Below are 17,503 nucleotides of genomic sequence, written 5' to 3'. Positions count from 1 at the left end.
ATCAGTGCGTCAGCGCCAGCTTGAAGGCGATGATCGCCAGGCCGAGCAGCAGATTGACCGCGGCGGTTCCCGTCACCAGCGGCCAGGACGCCCCCGCCTTCCGTGCGCCGACCGCGGACCAGCCCACCTGACCCGCCACGGCCACGGCGAGCGCCAGCCAGCCGGCCCCCTCGGTGTCCAGGCCGAGCAGCGGGCTGACGGCCACCGCGACGGCCGGGGGTACGGCCGCCTCGACGATCGGCCACTCCTCGCGGCACACCCGCAGGATCGTCGGCCGGTCCAGCGGCCGTTGGGCGAGACGGGCACCGAACAGCTGGGCGTGCACGTGGCCGACCCAGAAGACGAGGCCGGTGAGCAGCAGCAGGAGCACCAGTTGCAGCCGGGGGAACTGCCCCAGGCCGCCGGCGCCGATCACCACCGAGGCGGCGAGCATGGAGCCGTACACGGCGCCCGTGTAGTCGGCGTGGGCGTGGTCCTGCGAAGACGGGTCCCGCCTCGTGGTGCGCTCGGCAGGCGACATTCAGATCAGGCCGTGGTCCCGGGCCCGCCGCACCGCTTCGGCGCGCCCGTTCACCCCGAGTTTGCGGTAGACGCTCTTGAGGTGCGTCTTCACCGTGTTGACGGAGACGTACAGGTCGGCGGCTATCTCCTCCGTGGACATCATCTCGGCCAGCCTGCCCACGACCTCGCGCTCGCGTCCGCTGAGTTGCTCGACCACCACGGACCCGGGCTCCGCGGGCCGGGCGGCCCCGCCGTGCGGCGCGGGAGCGGCCGGGACCAGCCAGCCCGCGGTCAGGCCCTGCAGAGACGGCGCGTCGAGCAGACGGCGTAGGTCCGGCCCGGCTTCGAGGAAGGGTCGCCGCAGCCGCTCCCGCCGGGCCTCCACCAGCGCCCGGGCGAGCAGCTTGCGCGCGGTGGTGTCGTCCCCCGCCCGCTGGGCGGCCGCGGCCCGCACGAGCGCGGCCCGGACGGTCACGCCGGGGCCGGCGCGGCCCGGCAGCTGGGTGCGGTCGAGCAGTTCGACCGCCTCGTCGGGGTTCCCGGCGGCGCAGCGGGCCCAGGCGATCTCCGCCGTGTACGCGGGGTCGCCGTCGCGGGCGAGGTCGTCGAGCACCTTGCCCGCGCTGTCCGGGCGCCCCTCGGCCAGATGGGCGGCGGAGACGATGACCGCCGTCCGGGCCTCCGCCCAGGGCGACACCACGGCTGCCGGTGTCGCGGGTTCGGCCGCCGCCGCGGCGGCCCGGGGCTCACCCCGCGCCAGCAGCAGCCGTGCCGTCGCCAGGGACCGGGCGGCGGCCGTCACCGGGTCCGGCGGGGCCCCCGGCTCGGCCGCCTCCTCCAGATAGGCCCGGGCCTGGTCGAGTTCGCCGCGGTCGATGCAGAGGGCGGCGAGAACCAGCTGCGCGAGGCCGGGGCCGGACGGGCTCGGGCGGCGCAGGCCGAACTTCTCCCCTTCGTGCAGGGCGGCCAGCGCCTTGCGTTCGGCCCGGCCGAGCCAGCCGTTGAGGTGGTCGATCAGGGCCAGCTGGCCGAGGGCGTCCTCCCGGGGCAGCGCCGTCGACGCACCGCTCGGGCAGCCGCCGACCTCGGACAGGACGGTGCGCGCCTCGTCGAAGCGCCCCGCCCACAGCCGGGCCGAGCCCAGGTGGGTCAGCAGCAGGGCGACGACCTCGGGGTGCCTCTCCAGCAACTCGGCGGAGACCTCGCCGCGGAGCCGCTCCACCGTCGTCACGGCCTGCTCCGCCATGCCGGGGGAGCCGGTCAGCCGGGCCGCGAGCGTCTCCAGCAGTACGCAGCTCAGCCGGCCCGCCGCGTTGGACGGATCGGAGGCGAGCAGGTCCTCGGCCCGGCGCAGATGGAGCAGGCCGCGCTCCATGTCACGGTCGGACAGGTCGCGTGCGGCGCGCACCAGGTCCGCCGCGGCGCTCGTGGCCTCGGGTCCCATCCGGGAGAACAGCTCGGCGAGGTCGCTCGCCCGCAGGCCGGTGAACAGCTGCCCGATCGCCAGGTCGTCGACGAGGGCACGGGCGGTGAAGTCCCAGTCGCCCGCGGCGGCGCCGTGGGCCAGTGCCTGGGGCAGCGAGCCGGAGGCACGCAGCCACCGCGCGGCCCGCCGGTGGAGTTCGGTCTCCAGCCCCGGCGAGCGGACCCGCAGATGGGCCCGGAGGATCTCGCCGAACAGCGGGTGCAGGCGGTACCAGGTGTGCCCGAGGTCCTCCACGAACGCGTTCTGGCCGTGCAGCGCGGCGAGGACGGGTTCGCCGTCGTCGCGGCCGGTCAGCTCCGCCACCAGCTCGGGGCAGAACCGCTCCACGACGCTGACCCGCAGGAGGACGTCCTGCGAGCGGGCCGTCTGGCGCTTCAGCACCTCGGCGAGGAGGAAGTCGGCGATGGTGCTGCGGCCCGCCTCGAAGTCCTTCAGGTACGCCTCCGGGTCCGGGCTCTGCTGGGCGGCCAGGGCGCACAGGCGGAGCCCGGCGGCCCAGCCCCGGGTGCGCTCCACGAGGGCGCCCATGGCTTCCTCGGGGAGCCGCAGTCCGTGCAGTTCCAGGAGCGCGGCGGCCTCCTCGGGGGTGAGGGCCAGCTCGGCGTCGCGTATCTCCGTCATGGTGCCGGCGGCCCGGTAGCGGTGCAGCGGCAGCAGCGGCTCGGTGCGGGTGACGAGGATCAGGCGCAGTCCCTGCCCGGCGTGATGCAGGACGAATTCGAGCTGCTCGGCGATGCGCGCGGAGGGCACCCGGTCGAACTCGTCGAGCACGAGCAGGACCGGCTCCGGGAGCCCGCTCAGTTCGTCGGCGAGGCGGGCCAGCAGCTTGCGGTCGACGCGGCTCGCGTCCGCCGGGCAGCCGAGGTCGTCCGGCAGCGGCACGTCAGCGGCGCGCAGGGCCTGCAGCACGTAGGCCCAGAACACGCCGCAGCCCTGGTCGCCTTCCTCGTTGGTGAACCAGGCGACCGGTCGGCCGAGCCGGTCGGCCCAGTCGGCGACCAGCAGGGTCTTGCCGGCGCCCGCCGAACCGTTGACCATCGTCAGCGGTGTTCCGAGGGCCAGGTCCAGATGCTCGGCGAGCCGTGGGCGGCGCAGGAAGGTGGCCGGCCTGGCCGGCGGGGCGAACCGCGTCTGCAGGAACGGCTCGCCCAGAGGGTCGACGTACACGACGGCCGGCCCCCGTGAGGTCTCGTGCCGCGCAGTCACGGGGTCACCGTCCCTGTCCTTCTGCCATGGAGAGCGCTCCACACGATCAGCATCTCAGCCTTCGCGCCAGGGCGCAGTTCGCGCGGGGAGCGGGACCGTGTGCGGCGGGTGCGCCTGGCTCAGTGCCTGTCCGCGGGCTTCCCGCGTGCCGCCTCGAGCTGGACCCGGCCGCCCGCGGCCAGCAGGGCGAGCACCGCCAGGACGGCCAGCAGCACGAGGACCAGCACGACGACGGTGAGGACCGTCGGGTGGTTCCAGAGCGCGAACACGAGCGCGACGATCAGCAGGGCGGCCAGGGTGAGCGCGCGGCGGTGGGCCAGCGTCCACGCGCCGACCCGGCCGGTGCCGACGTGCCGGGCGTCCGCCCAGCGTGCCGCGGAGTCCGCCGTACGGTCGGACGCCCCGCGGACGGCCACGGGCAGCCGCCCCGGCCCGACGAAGTAGGCGCCCAGCGCGATGACGACGCCCAGCACGATCGCGGTGCGCAGGCTGACCCGCAGGAAGCGGAGCAGGGTGTCGAAGACGGCACTGGCGGCGGCCTTGGACTGCACCTGGGGCGGCAGGTGGTCGAGGTAGTAGTCGCGGACCACGATCAGGGCGACGGCCACCACCAGGCAGGCGAACGCGGCGCCCAGGGCGGTGCGGGCCAGCGCGCGGCGCCGCCGGTGGGCGAGCAGCACCCCGGCGACGCCGAGGAGGACGACGATCACCGGGAACCAGTTGCCGATGACGTCGAGGAGGTGGGCGCCCTTGCGGAACTTGCCGAGCTGGTCGGACTGGAAGAGCACGAGTTGCTTGTCGACCTGCGGGATCTTTTCGGCGGGTTTCAGCCCGGCGTCGACCAGCTCCTGCTTGACCTTGTCGACGGCGGTGCCCACGTCCAGGGTGACCGTGCCGCCGTTGATCCCGACCGCTCCGCGTCCCTCGCCGGTCAGGGCGTGCACGACGGCGTTGTGGGCGGCCCGGTTGGCGGTCGTCCACACGGTGGCGAAGGCGTCGCTGTCGACGACGCGGGTGGCGACCTTGGTCACGGCCTGGTTCACCGCGGAGTCGAGCTGCGGTCCCAGTCCTCTGACCGCGTCGGCGGCGCGCGGCGGCAGACCCTGCTTCTGCAGCCAGTCGGCGATGTCACCGGCGGCCTGCTGTCCGTTCACCTTGGTCCCCACGGCCTCGGTGATCCGGTGGACCGCCGCGTCCTGCACGGCGGGGTCCGTGGCCAGGGGCGCGACGGTGGCCACGTAGCGGTCGGTGTCGAGGGCGATGTTCTCCACCCAGACGGCGAGCAGCGCGACCGGTACGAGAATGCAGGTCAGCACGATGAGCACGGCCGACGCGGTGCTGCGCGCGATCCGGCCGGGGCCGTCGCCCGCCGGTGGCCCGGTCCGGACCGCCGTGGGCGGGCCGGAACCCGCCCCGGACCCTGACGTCGCCCCGGACGGGCCCGGCCCGGCCGCCGACGACCCCGGCTCCGGTGCCGCCCCGGACGGCCCCCGCCCCGACGCCCCGGAGACCGCCTCGGCCCGCTCGGGCCCCGACGCAGACGCCCCGGATCCCGACGTCGCCCCGGAGGACTCCGTCCCGGCCGCCGACGACCCCGGCTCCGACACCGACGGCCCGGGCTCCGACGGCCCAGACCCCGAGCCGGGCGGCTCGGGCCCCGACGACGGCCCGGACCCCGGCCCTGACGCCGAAGACTCCCGCTGCGACCGCGAAGGCCCCTGCTTCGGCGTCGGCGGCTCGGATCCCGACGGCTCGGGGTCCGGTGCGGAGGGCTCGGGCGGTTCGGTCACGGGGGCCTCCCGGCGCGGTGGCTGCCTGGAACACTCCCATTCCGTCAGCCCTGTCCGCGTTCCGCGCGCTGGGAAGACCCGGACGGGCGATCCGGCCCCTCCGCGAGGGCGGGCTCACGTTCCCGGCGGCTCGCGGTCCCGCTGCGGCGGCGGGCTGTCCAGACGCCGGGCGAGGAAGGGTTCCTGCGCGAGGACCGCGCCCACGCTGACACTGACGGTGGCGGCGACGCAGACCACGATCAGCCAGGACAGCAGCACGAACACGGAACCGACCGGACCGTACTCGGCGAGTGCCCGGTTCAGAGCCTTCGGCATGTACAGGTGCGCGGAGATCGCCAGGGCGGTGAGGGCGGCGGCCGCGAGGGCGGAGCCGGGCAGCAGGGGCTTCCAGCCGACCAGGCCGCCGAGCAGCAGGTGCTGGGTCCACCACCACAGGCCCACCTGGGTCACGAACGCGAGCGGGGTGCCCAGCCAGGCGCCCACCCCGAAGCCGTCACGGACCGGTCCCTGGAGGACCAGCACGCAGATCCACAGCAGCAGCCAGGCCAGCCACCGCCACGGGGCGATCCTCGTCCCGGCCCGGGGGATCTCCCACGCGCGTTTGCACAGGCGTTGCATCGCCCGGCTGACGGCGGTGGCCGACAGCAGCACCATCAGCCCGCCCACCACCCCGGTGGCCTGCTGGAGATCGGACGCCGCCGGCTGGAAGACCTGGTCGAGTTCCTTGCTCGCCGCGCCCGTCAGCCCGAACACCGCCTTCACGGAGTCGAGCATCTGCCGGCGCACCGCCTCGGGGGCGTAGGCCGCCACGACGAAGAGCAGCGGGACGGCGGTCAGGAAGCACTGTGCGGCGATGCGGGTGGCGGAGTCGAAGATGTTCACCGTCACCATGCGGTCGGCGAGGTGCGTGACGACCGGGAACCGGGTCTCCGCCCGCCGGTGCGCCGCCTTCGCCCGGGCGACGAGCCGCTGGGTGCGGCCGCCCTCCGTCATCGGGGTTCCGGCGCCGCGGCGCGGCCGTGCGCCGGGCGCCCGTCCGCTGACGGCACCCGCCCCGTGCTCGGCATGGCATCGCTCCCTTCGCTGCGTCCAGAGTGCGGGGCGAGGCGGCCGACGGCACCCCGGAGACCTCCCCCGGCCGGTACGGGGCGGCGCCGGTCACGAGATGTCGGCCCCGGGGCTCGCGCCTACGCTCGTGGTGTCCCGACACGATGGGGTCGCCATGGTGCTCGACCTGCTGCTCATCTCCCTGGCCATCACGCTCGACCCGCTGCCCCTCATGGCGTTCGTGCTGGTGGTGGCGTCGGCGAACGGCGTGTGGAAAGGGCTGGTGTTCATCCTCGGCTGGCTGGCGTGCTTCGTCGTGGTCATCGCGCTCGTCCTGGGCCTGACCGGCGGGCAGCCGCCTCCGCCCAGGTCCCCGCCCTCGACGGCCGCCCTCGCGGCCAAGCTGCTCATCGGGGTGTCGCTCGTCGTCTACGGCGAGCGCAGGCGCCGGCGCCGGCTCGCCGCCGCTCGTACCCGGGCCGGCGGGAACGGATCCGCGCCCGGGGCCGGCCCGGACCCGGCCTCCGCAGTGGCCACGCCGTCCACGGCACGGGAGCGGGCCTCGGACATGAGCTCCCGGATGGACCGCAGCACGGTGTGGTCCGCCGCCGGACTCGCCGTGCTGCTGCAGCCCTGGGGCATGGTGGCGGCGGGGGCGACGACCGTGGTGGAGGCCGACGCCTCGCACCCGGCGACCTGGCTCGCCCTGTTCGGGTTCTGTCTGCTCGCCACCGCGAGCCTGCTCGCCGTCGAGCTCTACGTGGTGTTCAGCCCGACGAAGGCGAAGGCGCGTCTGCTGCGCCTGCGCGCGTGGCTGGACGGGCACAAGGAGCAGGCGCTGGTGACCATCTGCCTCGTGCTCGGGTTCTGGCTGGTGGGCAAGAGCATCTTCCAGCTCACCGCGTGACGGACGCGGACACGGAGTGCGGGGCCCTGCGCCGCATGCTGGACTGGTAGGGCAACAGGGGGGATGGCGACCGTCGGCCGCGGACACTGCCCGTGGGGGCAGCCGAGCGGCGGTCCCGGCCGCATCCGGCTCCGAAGGAGTGGTCATGGACAGCGTCGAAGACATGGGGCCCGTCGACTACTTGGTCATCGAGTTCCCCGGCAACCGGATGACGGGCGAGGCGTTCCCGCTGCTGGTCGATCTCGCCGAGCGTGGCATCGTCCGGATCATCGACCTCGCCTTCGTCCGCAAGGAGACCGACGGCTCCGTGGTCGGTCTGGAGTGGAAGGAGCTCGGCGGCGAGATCGACCTCTCCGTCTTCGAGGGGGCCTCGTCCGGTGTGCTGGACGAGACCGACCTCGCGGAGGCCGCCGGCGCCCTCGACCCCGGCAACGCGGCCGCGGTGCTCGTCTACGAGAACCTGTGGGCCGCTCCCCTGGCCGCGGCGCTCAGGCGCAGCGGGGCCCAGCTCGTCGCGAGCGGCCGCATTCCGGTGCAGGCCCTGCTGGCGGCGCTGGACGCCACGGAGGAGACGGTGCCGCCCGGCGGCTCCACGGCGACCTGACAACGATCCCGACCGCCGGGCCGCCCGTCGCGGCGGCACGGCGCACCGACACCTGGGAGGTGACCGACATGCCCGGACTGCTTCGGGGTGTCGCCCGCACGGCCGTGGTCGCCGGAACCGCCACCGCCGTCTCGAACCGCGTCTCGCGGCGTCAGGCCGGCCGGTGGGCGCAGCAGGACTACGAGCAGGAGCAACAGCAGTACGCGCAGCAGCAGTACGCCCAGCCGCAGGCGCCGCCCCCGCCGCCCGCGTCCCAGACCGCCCCCGCCGACGAGATGACCGGCAAGATCGAGCAGCTCAAGCAGCTGGCCGATCTGAAGGCCCAGGGTGTCCTGACGGACGCGGAGTTCGAGGACCAGAAGCGCCGGCTGCTGGCGTGAGCCGGGAGGGCGGCCGGTGGCCGGCGAGGACGGGCGCCGTGCGCCGGACGCCCTGGACCGGCGGCTCGACGCCCTGGCCCGGCAGCCGTTCCGGGCCCGCTTCCACCTGCGCGGACCGGAACGGGCGACCGCCGGGCTGAAGGGGCCGGCGACGCTCCGGTGGCACGCGTACGACCTGGTCACCGCCCGGCTGGCGGCCGCCGAGCCGCGCAACGACGGCAAACAGACGCCGTACCGGGGGCACCCGGTCTTCGTCGCCCAGCACGCGACCGCCACCTGCTGCCGCGGCTGTCTGGAGCGCTGGCACCACATCGCCAAGGGACGGGAGCTGACCCGGGCGGAGCTGGTGTACGTCGTCGACGTCATCTGCCGGTGGATCGAGCGCGAGATGGCGGGCGGGGCCGGTGGCGGCCCCGCCCGCCACGGCTGATCAGAGCGTGGCCGAGTTGTCGTGGTAGTGCCCGCCGCGCTTGCTGTGCGGTGCGGCGAAGGACGACGGCGGCGCGACGGGGTTCACCGTCCAGTCGGGGTGGCCGGGCATGCGCGGGGTCTTCGTCCCGAACAGCCAGTCCCGCAGGAAACCGGACTGGTCCTGGCCGGACACCTCCGAGGCCACGGCGATGTAGTCGTCGGTCGACGCCGCCGAGCCGCGGAAGCGCTCCAGGAAGGCACGCTCGACGGCGCTGAAGACGTCGTCGCCGACGAGCTGCCGGAAGGCGTACAGGACGAGGACGCCGCCGAGGTAGCGCTGGCTGTCGAAGAGGTTGACCGCGTCGGGGGCGGCCACCGGGCCGGAGTCGTGACGCCACTGGTCGCCGCGGGCGTAGGTGTCCTTCATCCGGGCCTCCATGCTGGTGAGGCCCAGGGAGTCCGCCCAGCCGCGCTCGTAGCGGTAGAGCAGCCCGTAGAAGTCGGCGTGGCCCTCGTTCAGCCAGAGGTCGGCCCAGGTGGCGGGGCTGACGAGGTTCCCGAACCAGGAGTGGACCAGCTCGTGCATCATGTGCGAGCCGATGTTCTTCTCCGGCTGGAGCAGGAAGTTCGGCTTGTACAGGGTGAGGGTCTGGGTCTCCAGGCCGGTGAAGTCGAAGGCCTTCGGGTCGTCGGAGTTGCACGGCAGCAGGCCGTACGTCTCGAACGGGAAGGCGCCGAGGCGGTCCTCCAGCCAGCCCACCAGGCCGGGCGTGAGGGCGAGAGCCGGCTCCAGGGCGGCGGCGCGGGCGGTGGGGACGACGTCGCGCAGGGGCAGACCGTGCGGTCCCTCCCGGTCCTTGACGACGTAGTCGCCGACGGTGATCTGGACGAGTTCGGTGGCGATCGGGGAGGCCGAGCGGTACGTGTACGCGGTGCGGTCGTCCGCCAGGTCCTCGGTGCAGGTGAGCAGGCCGTTCGCGACCGCGCGCAGTCCCTTCGGGACGGTCAGGCGGAAGGAGAAGGCGGCCTTGTCCGAAGGGTGGTCGTTGCACGGGAAGACGGTGTGCGCGGAGTTCGGCTGGGGGCAGATCGCGAAGCCGTCCGGGGTGGGCACCCACGCCGTGTGCGCGAGGGCGCGGCGCGGGTCGGCGGAGTAGCCGACGCGGACGGTCACGGACGCCTCGGCGGGCAGCGGCCCGGCGGGGGTGATCCGCAGCTTCTCGTCCGCCTGCTCCCAGGTGGCGTCGCAGCCGGCGACGCGCAGGGAGCGTATGTCCAGGCCGAGGGCGTCCAGGGAGAAGCGGCTCAGCGCCCGCGCGGTGCGGATCCGCAGGGTGGCGGTGGCCTCGACCAGCTTGGTCGTGGGGTCGTAGGCCAGGTCGAGGTGGTACGACGACACGCGGTAGCCGTCGTTGCCGAGGGCCGGGAAGACGGGGTCGCCGAGGGTCTCCGGGCCCGGTTCCCCCGTGCGCGTGCGCCCGGCCGCCAGGGCCGGGGAGTCCAGGCTCAGCGCGGTCGCCGTACCGATCATCAGCGCGGCCGCGGGGGCCGTCACTCGGGTGCGATATCTCATGGTCCGCTTTCGCTCGGGCGGCCGGGGGGTCAGGTCCGGCCGCCGGTGAGTGGTCGATCGCCCGTGGTCGGCGGGTGATCGCTTGTCATGACCGCGGAAGCATGGATTCGGTTGCGGCGGCGCGGCGCGATTTTTCCGGCCGGGACCCCTGTCGAGCCGGCACCCGTCACGAGATATCTTGATGTCGAGCAATGTTGCAGACGTGGAGCGGAGCACCCGGTGACTGACTCGACCATCATCTACACCTACACAGACGAGGCCCCGGCCCTGGCGACGCATTCGTTCCTGCCGGTGATCCAGGCGTACGCCTCGCAGGCCGGTGTGCCCGTGACCACCCGGGACATCTCGCTGGCCGGGCGCATCATCGCCGTCTTCCCGGAGTACCTGAACGAGGACCAGCGCATCCCCGACGCGCTGGGCGAGCTGGGCGAGCTGGCCAAGACCCCCGCGGCCAACATCATCAAGCTGCCGAACATCTCGGCGTCCATCCCGCAGCTGAAGGCCGCCGTCGCCGAGCTCCAGGGCAAGGGCTACGCGCTGCCGGACTACCCGGACGACCCGAAGACCGACGAGGAGCGCGAGATCCGCGCCCGCTACGACAAGGTCAAGGGCTCCGCCGTCAACCCGGTGCTGCGTGAGGGCAACTCCGACCGCCGCGCCCCCGCCTCGGTGAAGAACTACGCCAAGACCCACCCGCACCGCATGGGCGCCTGGACCTCCGAGTCCAAGACCGATGTCGCGACGATGGGTGTGGACGACTTCCGCTCAACCGAGAAGTCCGTGGTGATCGCCGAGGACGGCGCGCTCCGCATCGAGCTGGTCGGCGACGACGGCTCCACCACCGTGCTGCGCGAGTCGGTACCGGTCCTCGCCGGCGAGGTCGTCGACGCCTCCGTGATGCGCACCGCCGCGCTGCGCGAGTTCCTGACCGCGCAGGTCGCCCGGGCCAAGGAGGAGGGCGTCCTGTTCTCCGTGCACCTGAAGGCCACGATGATGAAGGTCTCCGACCCGATCATCTTCGGCCACGTGGTGCGCGCCTTCTTCCCGAAGACGTTCGCGAAGTACGCCGAGACCTTCGCCTCCGCCGGCCTCACCCCCAACGACGGTCTGGGCGGCATCCTCAAGGGCCTGGAGAGCCTGCCCGAGGGCGCCGAGATCAAGTCCTCCTTCGAGGCCGAGATCGCCGAGGGCCCGGCGCTCGCCATGGTCGACTCCGACAAGGGCATCACCAACCTGCACGTCCCGTCGGACGTCATCATCGACGCCTCCATGCCGGCGATGATCCGCACCTCGGGTCACATGTGGGGCCCGGACGGCCAGGAGCACGACGCCCTCGCCGTCATCCCGGACTCCTCCTACGCCGGTGTCTACCAGGCCGTGATCGAGGACTGCCGGGCCAACGGCGCCTTCGACCCGTCCACCATGGGCACCGTGCCGAACGTCGGCCTGATGGCGCAGAAGGCCGAGGAGTACGGCTCCCACGACAAGACCTTCGAGATCCCGGTGACCGGCACCGTCCGCGTGGTCGACGCGTCCGGCGAGGCCCTGATCGAGCAGGCCGTCTCGGCGGGCGACGTCTTCCGCGCCTGCCAGACCAAGGACGCGCCGATCCGCGACTGGGTCAAGCTCGCCGTCACCCGCGCTCGCGCCACCGGCGACCCGGCGGTGTTCTGGCTGGACGAGGGCCGCGCCCACGACGCCAACCTGATCGCCAAGGTCCGCGCGTACCTGGCGGAGCACGACACCGAGGGCCTGGACATCCGGATCCTCTCCCCCGTCGAGGCCACCAAGCTGTCGGTGGAGCGCATCCGCCGCGGCGAGAACACCATCTCGGTCACCGGCAACGTGCTGCGCGACTACCTGACCGACCTGTTCCCGATCCTGGAGCTGGGCACCAGCGCCAAGATGCTGTCGGTCGTCCCGCTGATGGCGGGCGGCGGCCTGTTCGAGACGGGCGCCGGCGGTTCCGCGCCGAAGCACGTCCAGCAGCTGGTCAAGGAGAACTACCTGCGCTGGGACTCCCTCGGTGAGTTCTTCGCCCTGGTGCCCTCCTTCGAGCAGTACGCCGAGGCCACGGGCAACACCCGCGCCAAGGTCCTCGCCGACACCCTCGACCGCGCCACGGCGACCTTCCTCAACGAGGACAAGTCCCCGACCCGTCGCGTCGGCGGCATCGACAACCGCGGAAGCCACTTCTACCTGTCCCTGTACTGGGCGCAGGAGCTGGCCCAGCAGACCGACGACGCCGACCTGGCCAAGGCGTTCGCGCCGTTCGCCGAGGCCCTCGCGGCCGGCGAGCAGGCGATCGTGGAGGAGCTGAACGCGGTCCAGGGCCGGCCGGCCGACATCGGCGGCTACTACCAGGTCGACAAGGCCAAGGCGGACGCGATCATGCGCCCGTCGGCCACCTGGAACGAGACGCTGGCGTCGCTGAGCTAGTCCCCGCGCCCTGCGGCGGCCGCCCTCGTGGCTCCCGCCGTGCTCGCGTGGAACGATCCGCCGCCCCGGCCGGTACTCCCGGCCGGGGCGGCGTCGTGTGTGGCGGGCATCGCGGCGGCATGTCGTAGCACGACGTCGGCCGGGACCGGGGCGGCACACGCGCCCCTCTCGCCCGGGTGACCGCGCCCACCCCGGTGGCCGGCGTCGACTCCGACCGGCTCCGCCCCCTCGGCCGGCAGCGGGAACCGGCCGCGCTGATTCCGGGCGCGATCAGCGGCCCCTTTTCTCGCGGGCCACCCTCTCGTCCGGCGTCGATGTGTCACCTTGATCGTGCACCACGCCCCTGACACCCCCTGGAGCAGCCCGTGACCCGGACCGTCCCGTCGTTCGAACTCCTTCCCGGCGCCGCCGAGTCACCGGTGCTGCTGCACGTGCCGCACTCGGCGCGGGCCGTCCCGGCGGACGTCCGCGCCGGGATCGTGCTGGACGACGCCGGGCTGGAACGGGAGCTGGACCACATCACGGACGCCCACACCGCCGAGCTCGCCGAGCGGGCGGCGGCCCTGGCCGGGGTCACTCCCTGGCGGTTCGTGAACCGGCTGTCGCGGCTGGTGGTGGATCCGGAGCGGTTCCCGGACGAGCGGGAGGAGATGCTCGCCGTGGGCATGGGCGCCGTGTACACGCGGACCACGCACCGCGCCGAGCTGCGGAGCGCGACCGCCGATCCCGGGCCGCTGCTGGAACGGTACTTCCGGCCGTACGCGCGCGCCATGACCGAGGCGGTCGCGGACCGGCTGGCCGCGACCGGCCGGGCGGTGATCGTCGACGTGCACTCGTATCCGGCGGAGCCGCTGCCCTACGAGCTGCACGCGGCCGGACCGCGGCCGCCGGTGTGCCTGGGCACGGACGCCTTCCACACCCCCGGCGAGCTGACCGAGGCCGCGCGCAAGGCCTTCGCCGGATGCGGGGAGACGGGACTGGACAGCCCGTTCGCCGGGACGTACGTACCGCTGGAGTTCTACGGCCTGGACGCGCGGGTCGGCGCGCTCATGGTGGAGATCCGGCGGGACACCTACCTGGCGGAGCCGGGCGGGCCGGCCGGGCCGGGGCTCGAACGGCTCGCCACGGCACTGGCGGCACTCGTCGACGCCGTCTGAGCCACCCGGCCGCCCCGGCCCGAGCCCCCCTCCCGGACGGGCCCACCGGCTGGAGTACTCCGGCAGGACTGCGGGCGGGGCCCGGCGCAGGGTGGATGGCATGACGACCGTGGAGACCACGCTCACCGGACCGCCCCCGGAACCGGACCGGGAGCCGGTACCGGCCGCGCCGCCGCCCGTACGGGACTGGCCCGCGTGCGACCTGGACGGGACGGCGTTCGACCCGGTCCTCGCCGGTTTCATGCGCGAGGACCCGCTGACCCGGATCCGCCTGCCGCACGGGGAGGGCTGGGCGTGGCTGGCGACCCGCTACGACGACGTCCGGCTGATCACGAACGATCCGCGGTTCGGCCGGGCCGAGGTCACCCGCCGTCAGGTCACCCGGATGGCGCCGAACTTCGCGCCCCGTCCGGGCTCCCTGGCCTGGGCCGACCAGCCCGACCACAACCGGCTGCGCAAGGCCGTCGCCGGCGCCTTCACGGTGAGCGCCGCCAGGCGGCTGCGGCCCCGGGCGCAGGCCGTCCTGGACGAGCTCGTGGACGGCGTGGTCGCGGACGGCCCGCCCGCCGACCTGGTCGAGCGGGTGCTGGAGCCGTTCCCGCTCACGATCGTCAGCGAGGTGATGGGCGTGCCCGCCGCCGACCGGGAGCGGGTGCACGCCTGGACCCGGCAGATCATCTCCACCTCCGGTGGGCCCGAGGCCGCGGGTCAGGCCAAGACCGGCCTGTACGGCTGGATCGCCGCCACCGTGCGGGCCCGGGCCCACAGCACCGACGAGGACGTGTACGCCCTGCTCGGCCGTGCCGTGCTGCGCGGGGAGATCGCCGAGGAGGAGGCCGTCGGACTCGCCGGGCCGTTGCAGATCGGCGGCGAGGCCGTCACCCACAACTGCGGGCAGATGCTGTACCTGATGCTCACCCGGCCGGAGCTGATGGAGCGGATGCGGACGCGCCCCGAGGCACGCGGCCCCGTGCTGGACGAGTTGCTGCGCCACATCCCCCACCGCAGCAGCGTCGGACTCGCCCGGATCGCACGGGAGGACGTCGAGGTCGCCGGCCGGCTGATCGCCGCGGGCGAACCGGTCTACGTCTCCTACCTCGCCGCCAACCGCGACCCGGCCGTCTTCCCCGACCCGGAACGTATCGATCCGGACCGGGACCCGAACCCGCACCTGGCGTTCGGCAACGGCCCGCACTACTGCACCGGCGCGGTCCTCGCCCGGCTCCAGACCGAGCTGCTGGTGGACACGCTGCTGGACCGGCTGCCCGGGCTGCGGCTCGCCGTACCGCCGGAACAGGTGCGGTGGCGGCAGAAGACGATGATCCGGGGACCGCGGACGCTGCCGGTCACCTGGTGAGCGGATGGGCCGGCCGGACGCGCCCGGTCAGGCCCGCAGCCACTCCGTGACGATCACCTCCGCGTCCGTGCGCAGCCGCAGGGCGAACGGTCCGGACGGCGGGGTGTCGCTGGTGAACCGGCCGAGGGTGTCGACCGTGACCCGGGTCGCGGTCTGCGGGCCGCCGAGCACCTCGATGTCCGCCGGCCGCGGCGGCAGCACCTGGCCGATCAGGCCGTCGTCGGTGACCTCCACGTCGACGGTCACCTCCCCCGCGCGGAACGTCAGCATCCGCGGCACGTCCGTGACGCCCCGCACCGGCAGCGCGTCCATGAGCGAGTCGAAGGTCAGCTCGGCGATCCGGGCGTCGAGGTCGTGCAGGGCGTAGGCGTCCACGGCGAGCCGGCGCAGGGCGTCGGGCACCGGGTCCAGGACGACGGCCGCCTGCCGCAGCTCCTCCTCCAGCAGCGCGTCCTCGAACTCCCTCTCCCCGGAGCCCTCTTGAGGCGTCCCGTGCCCGTCCTGTCCGGTCATGCCGCACCCCGTGCGTCCATCCGGGCCCGCAGCCGGCGCAGGCAGCGCTGGCGCAGCGGTCCGATACTGCCGACCGCGATACCGAGCGCGGCCGAGATCTCCACGTAGCTGGGCGGCGGGGAGGCCACCAGCACCCGCAGCAACTGACGGCAGCGGTCGCCCAGTTGGTCCAGCTCCTGCCACAGCCGGCGGACCCGTTCGGCCCGGTCCGCCGCCTCCTCGGCGTCGATCAGCGTCTGCTCCGGTGTCCGGACCTCGCCGGCCCGGTCCAGGACCAGCGGATCGTCGGTCACGGTCAGCCGGGCCAGTCCCTTGAGCACCTTCAGGCACTCGTGGCGGGCCGTACTGGCCAGCCAGGAACCGGCCTTGTCGGGCTCCCGGATCCGGCCCAGGTGCTGGGCGAAACGGAACCACACGGTCTGGTAGACCTCGTGCCCGTCGGCGTCCGAGAGCCGGTGCGCGCGCACCACCGACCACACCAGCGGGCTCAGCCCTTCCACCAGCGCCTTCCAGGCCGCGGCGTCCCCGTCGACGGCGGACCGGACCAGCGCGCCGACCTCTGTTCGGTCCACGGCTCCACCCCTCGTGTACGGGAGGTCATCGTACGCCGTGGAACGGAGGGTTCCGGCCGTCATGCGGGCAGGGCGGGGGCCGGGGACGCGAGGGGGCGCCAGGTGGACGGGCGGAGGGCCGGGACGTGCGCCCCGCGCACGTCGACCCGGTCGGTGGTGTCCGCGAGCAGCCGGGCGCCCGCGGTGCGCGGGTCTCGCTGCCCGCGCGCCGTCATGAGGGCCGCGACCAGGCCGGCGACGACGGGGGTCGCGAAGGAGGTGCCGCTCCACTGCGCGAGGCCCTCGAACATCACCTGGTCCGGCTTGCCCCCGGTGTTCTCCCGTCCTTCGCTCAACACGCCGGTGTGGCGCGGGAACTGGCAGGTGCAGGCGTAGCCGTGGCCGTAGCGGCAGGTGTCGTAGGTCGAGTGCTGGTAGAGGTACGGGACGGGGGTGTCGAAGCCGGTGAGGGCGCTGGTCAGGCGCTCCCCGGGGGCGTAGGCGCGCACCCAGGGCCCGTGGTTGCTGAAGCACGCCTCGGCCGTGCCGTCCGCGCGCAGGGCCCCGACCGACAGCACACTGTCCGCGTACTCGGGCAGGGAGGCGTAGGCGGCGGGCCAGAACGGGGTGGCGCTGCCGTTGTTGCCGGCGGCGGCGACCAGCAGCGTGTGCCGCTCGCGCAGTTCCCGCATGAAGGCGTCCAGTCCGATCAGTCCGTCGGTGCCCTCGGTGGGCGTGCCCGCGGAGAGGCTGATGACATCGGGCCAGCCGTCCCGGTCCACCGCCTCGAAGAGCTTGTGCCCGAACTCGGACTCCAGGACGGCACCCGCGTCGTTCAGGGTGCCCAGGACGGTGATGTCGGTGTTGGGCGCGACCGCCGCGAGGACGCCGGCGATGAACGTGCCGTGGCCGACGTACTGGTGGAGCACGCCGTCGCCGTCGGTCTCGGTCAGCTGGGGGTCGCCCGTGGTGTGGGCGAGGAGCGGGTAGGCGCGGTGGTCGTGCACGAGGCCGGTGTCGATCACCAGGACGCGTACGGCGGTCTCCGGGTCGTGGACGCCGTCCGCGGCACCGGGGTTGGCGGGATCGGAGCGCGGGACGGGCACGGGTTCGTCGCCGGGGCAGGCGTTGACCGCGATGTGCACCACGTGGTTGCGGCTGACCAGCCGGCGGCCCCCGCGGTCCTCCGCCTCGCGCAGGGCGCGCAGGGCATGCGGCACGGGGTCGTCGCCCTCGGCCGGGTCGCCCACCCGGATGCGGGTGACTCCGGTGCGGTTGGTCTCCGGGCCGGTACGGCGCACGTGCTCGGGCAACAGCCCCCGGGTCTCGGTGAAGTGGGCGCGCACGATGTCCTCGACGATCCGGGCCTCCTCGCCGTCCCGGGTGAGGACGACACCCTTCTCGTAGAGGTAGTGGGCGTCCTCGTCCGGGCCCAGGGCCAGCCGTACGCCGGGCATCGAGCGCTGGATGTGGTCGAACTGCTCGTGGAATCGCTGTGGTGCCATGCCGTGTCCTCCCCCTCGAGGCGGTGTCCGACAGTGAGAGTCGCGGGGCCGCCGATTGATACAGCAGGCCACTACC

15 protein-coding genes and 1 pseudogene are annotated in these 17,503 nt (G+C 73.9%); 8 read left to right on the top strand and 8 right to left on the bottom strand.

The genetic code is table 11. The features are described 5' to 3' along the window. Window position 1 precedes the first annotated feature (1 nt). The 4 genes from ACF08B_RS01770 to ACF08B_RS01755 form a co-directional block, all read right to left on the bottom strand. Window positions 2–520: a hypothetical protein gene (locus ACF08B_RS01770; RefSeq protein ID WP_392315547.1), complete on the bottom strand. Its 519-nt coding sequence runs from the start codon at window positions 518–520 to the stop codon at window positions 2–4. Next, window positions 521–3,193, bottom strand: a complete 2,673-nt coding sequence (locus ACF08B_RS01765; protein WP_392315546.1) for a LuxR C-terminal-related transcriptional regulator — start codon at window positions 3,191–3,193, stop codon at window positions 521–523. Between the two features lie 119 nt (window positions 3,194–3,312). Further along, window positions 3,313–4,518, bottom strand: coding sequence for a hypothetical protein (locus tag ACF08B_RS01760; RefSeq protein WP_392315545.1), 1,206 nt, complete (start codon window positions 4,516–4,518; stop codon window positions 3,313–3,315). Between the two features lie 579 nt (window positions 4,519–5,097). Beyond that, a complete protein-coding gene (locus tag ACF08B_RS01755; protein WP_392315544.1) occupies window positions 5,098–5,976 on the bottom strand; it encodes a YhjD/YihY/BrkB family envelope integrity protein in 879 nt (292 codons plus the stop codon). 229 nt (window positions 5,977–6,205) lie between these two features. Between ACF08B_RS01755 and ACF08B_RS01750 the strand changes: the two genes are divergently transcribed. The 4 genes from ACF08B_RS01750 to ACF08B_RS01735 all read left to right on the top strand — a co-directional run bounded on the left by ACF08B_RS01750 (window position 6,206) and on the right by ACF08B_RS01735 (window position 8,351). Then, on the top strand, window positions 6,206–6,937 hold the full coding sequence (locus ACF08B_RS01750) for a GAP family protein (RefSeq protein WP_392316017.1): 732 nt from the start codon (window positions 6,206–6,208) through the stop codon (window positions 6,935–6,937). Between the two features lie 145 nt (window positions 6,938–7,082). Further along, window positions 7,083–7,541, top strand: coding sequence for a DUF6325 family protein (locus tag ACF08B_RS01745; protein WP_392315543.1), 459 nt, complete (start codon window positions 7,083–7,085; stop codon window positions 7,539–7,541). A 68-nt stretch (window positions 7,542–7,609) separates the two neighbouring features. After that, a complete protein-coding gene (locus ACF08B_RS01740) occupies window positions 7,610–7,921 on the top strand; it encodes an SHOCT domain-containing protein (protein ID WP_392315542.1) in 312 nt (103 codons plus the stop codon). A 16-nt stretch (window positions 7,922–7,937) separates the two neighbouring features. Continuing rightward, window positions 7,938–8,351 (top strand): DUF4186 domain-containing protein, encoded by a 414-nt coding sequence (locus ACF08B_RS01735; RefSeq protein WP_392315541.1) that lies wholly within the window; start codon window positions 7,938–7,940, stop codon window positions 8,349–8,351. On the opposite strand, the gene ACF08B_RS01730 is transcribed toward ACF08B_RS01735, so the two are convergent. After that, window positions 8,352–9,905 (bottom strand): M1 family metallopeptidase, encoded by a 1,554-nt coding sequence (locus ACF08B_RS01730; RefSeq protein ID WP_392315540.1) that lies wholly within the window; start codon window positions 9,903–9,905, stop codon window positions 8,352–8,354. It lies immediately after the preceding gene. Between the two features lie 219 nt (window positions 9,906–10,124). Here ACF08B_RS01730 and ACF08B_RS01725 point away from each other — a divergent pair, with 219 nt between their 5' ends. From ACF08B_RS01725 to ACF08B_RS01710, 4 genes and pseudogenes are all read left to right on the top strand, one after another. Beyond that, the gene (locus ACF08B_RS01725) at window positions 10,125–12,344 is read left to right on the top strand and encodes an NADP-dependent isocitrate dehydrogenase (protein ID WP_392315539.1); all 2,220 of its coding nucleotides are present in this window, start codon (window positions 10,125–10,127) and stop codon (window positions 12,342–12,344) included. Window positions 12,345–12,472: 128 nt separating this feature from the next. Next, window positions 12,473–12,613, top strand: a pseudogene (locus ACF08B_RS01720) (homoserine O-acetyltransferase); the annotation flags it as partial. 96 nt (window positions 12,614–12,709) lie between these two features. Then, window positions 12,710–13,501, top strand: coding sequence for an N-formylglutamate amidohydrolase (locus tag ACF08B_RS01715; protein ID WP_392315538.1), 792 nt, complete (start codon window positions 12,710–12,712; stop codon window positions 13,499–13,501). A gap of 100 nt (window positions 13,502–13,601) precedes the next feature. Further along, entirely contained in the window at window positions 13,602–14,858 is a 1,257-nt protein-coding gene (locus ACF08B_RS01710) for a cytochrome P450 (protein WP_392315537.1), read from the top strand. Window positions 14,859–14,885: 27 nt separating this feature from the next. On the opposite strand, the gene ACF08B_RS01705 is transcribed toward ACF08B_RS01710, so the two are convergent. Genes ACF08B_RS01705 through ACF08B_RS01695 form a run of 3 tightly spaced genes read right to left on the bottom strand, consistent with a single transcriptional unit; the run spans window position 14,886 to window position 17,427 of the window. Next, on the bottom strand, window positions 14,886–15,371 hold the full coding sequence (locus tag ACF08B_RS01705) for a hypothetical protein (protein ID WP_392315536.1): 486 nt from the start codon (window positions 15,369–15,371) through the stop codon (window positions 14,886–14,888). Further along, complete coding sequence (locus ACF08B_RS01700; RefSeq protein ID WP_392315535.1) at window positions 15,368–16,006, bottom strand: RNA polymerase sigma factor; 639 nt, start codon at window positions 16,004–16,006, stop codon at window positions 15,368–15,370. Before ACF08B_RS01700 ends, ACF08B_RS01705 begins: the two co-directional genes overlap by 4 nt. Next, on the bottom strand, window positions 16,003–17,427 hold the full coding sequence (locus tag ACF08B_RS01695; RefSeq protein WP_392315534.1) for a S8/S53 family peptidase: 1,425 nt from the start codon (window positions 17,425–17,427) through the stop codon (window positions 16,003–16,005). Before ACF08B_RS01695 ends, ACF08B_RS01700 begins: the two co-directional genes overlap by 4 nt. Window positions 17,428–17,503: the final 76 nt, after the last annotated feature.

It is taken from the genome of Streptomyces sp. NPDC015139, assembly GCF_043079785.1.
Lineage (GTDB): Bacteria > Actinomycetota > Actinomycetes > Streptomycetales > Streptomycetaceae > Streptomyces > Streptomyces albidocamelliae.
This window is presented reverse-complemented; position numbering and strand designations above follow the sequence as displayed.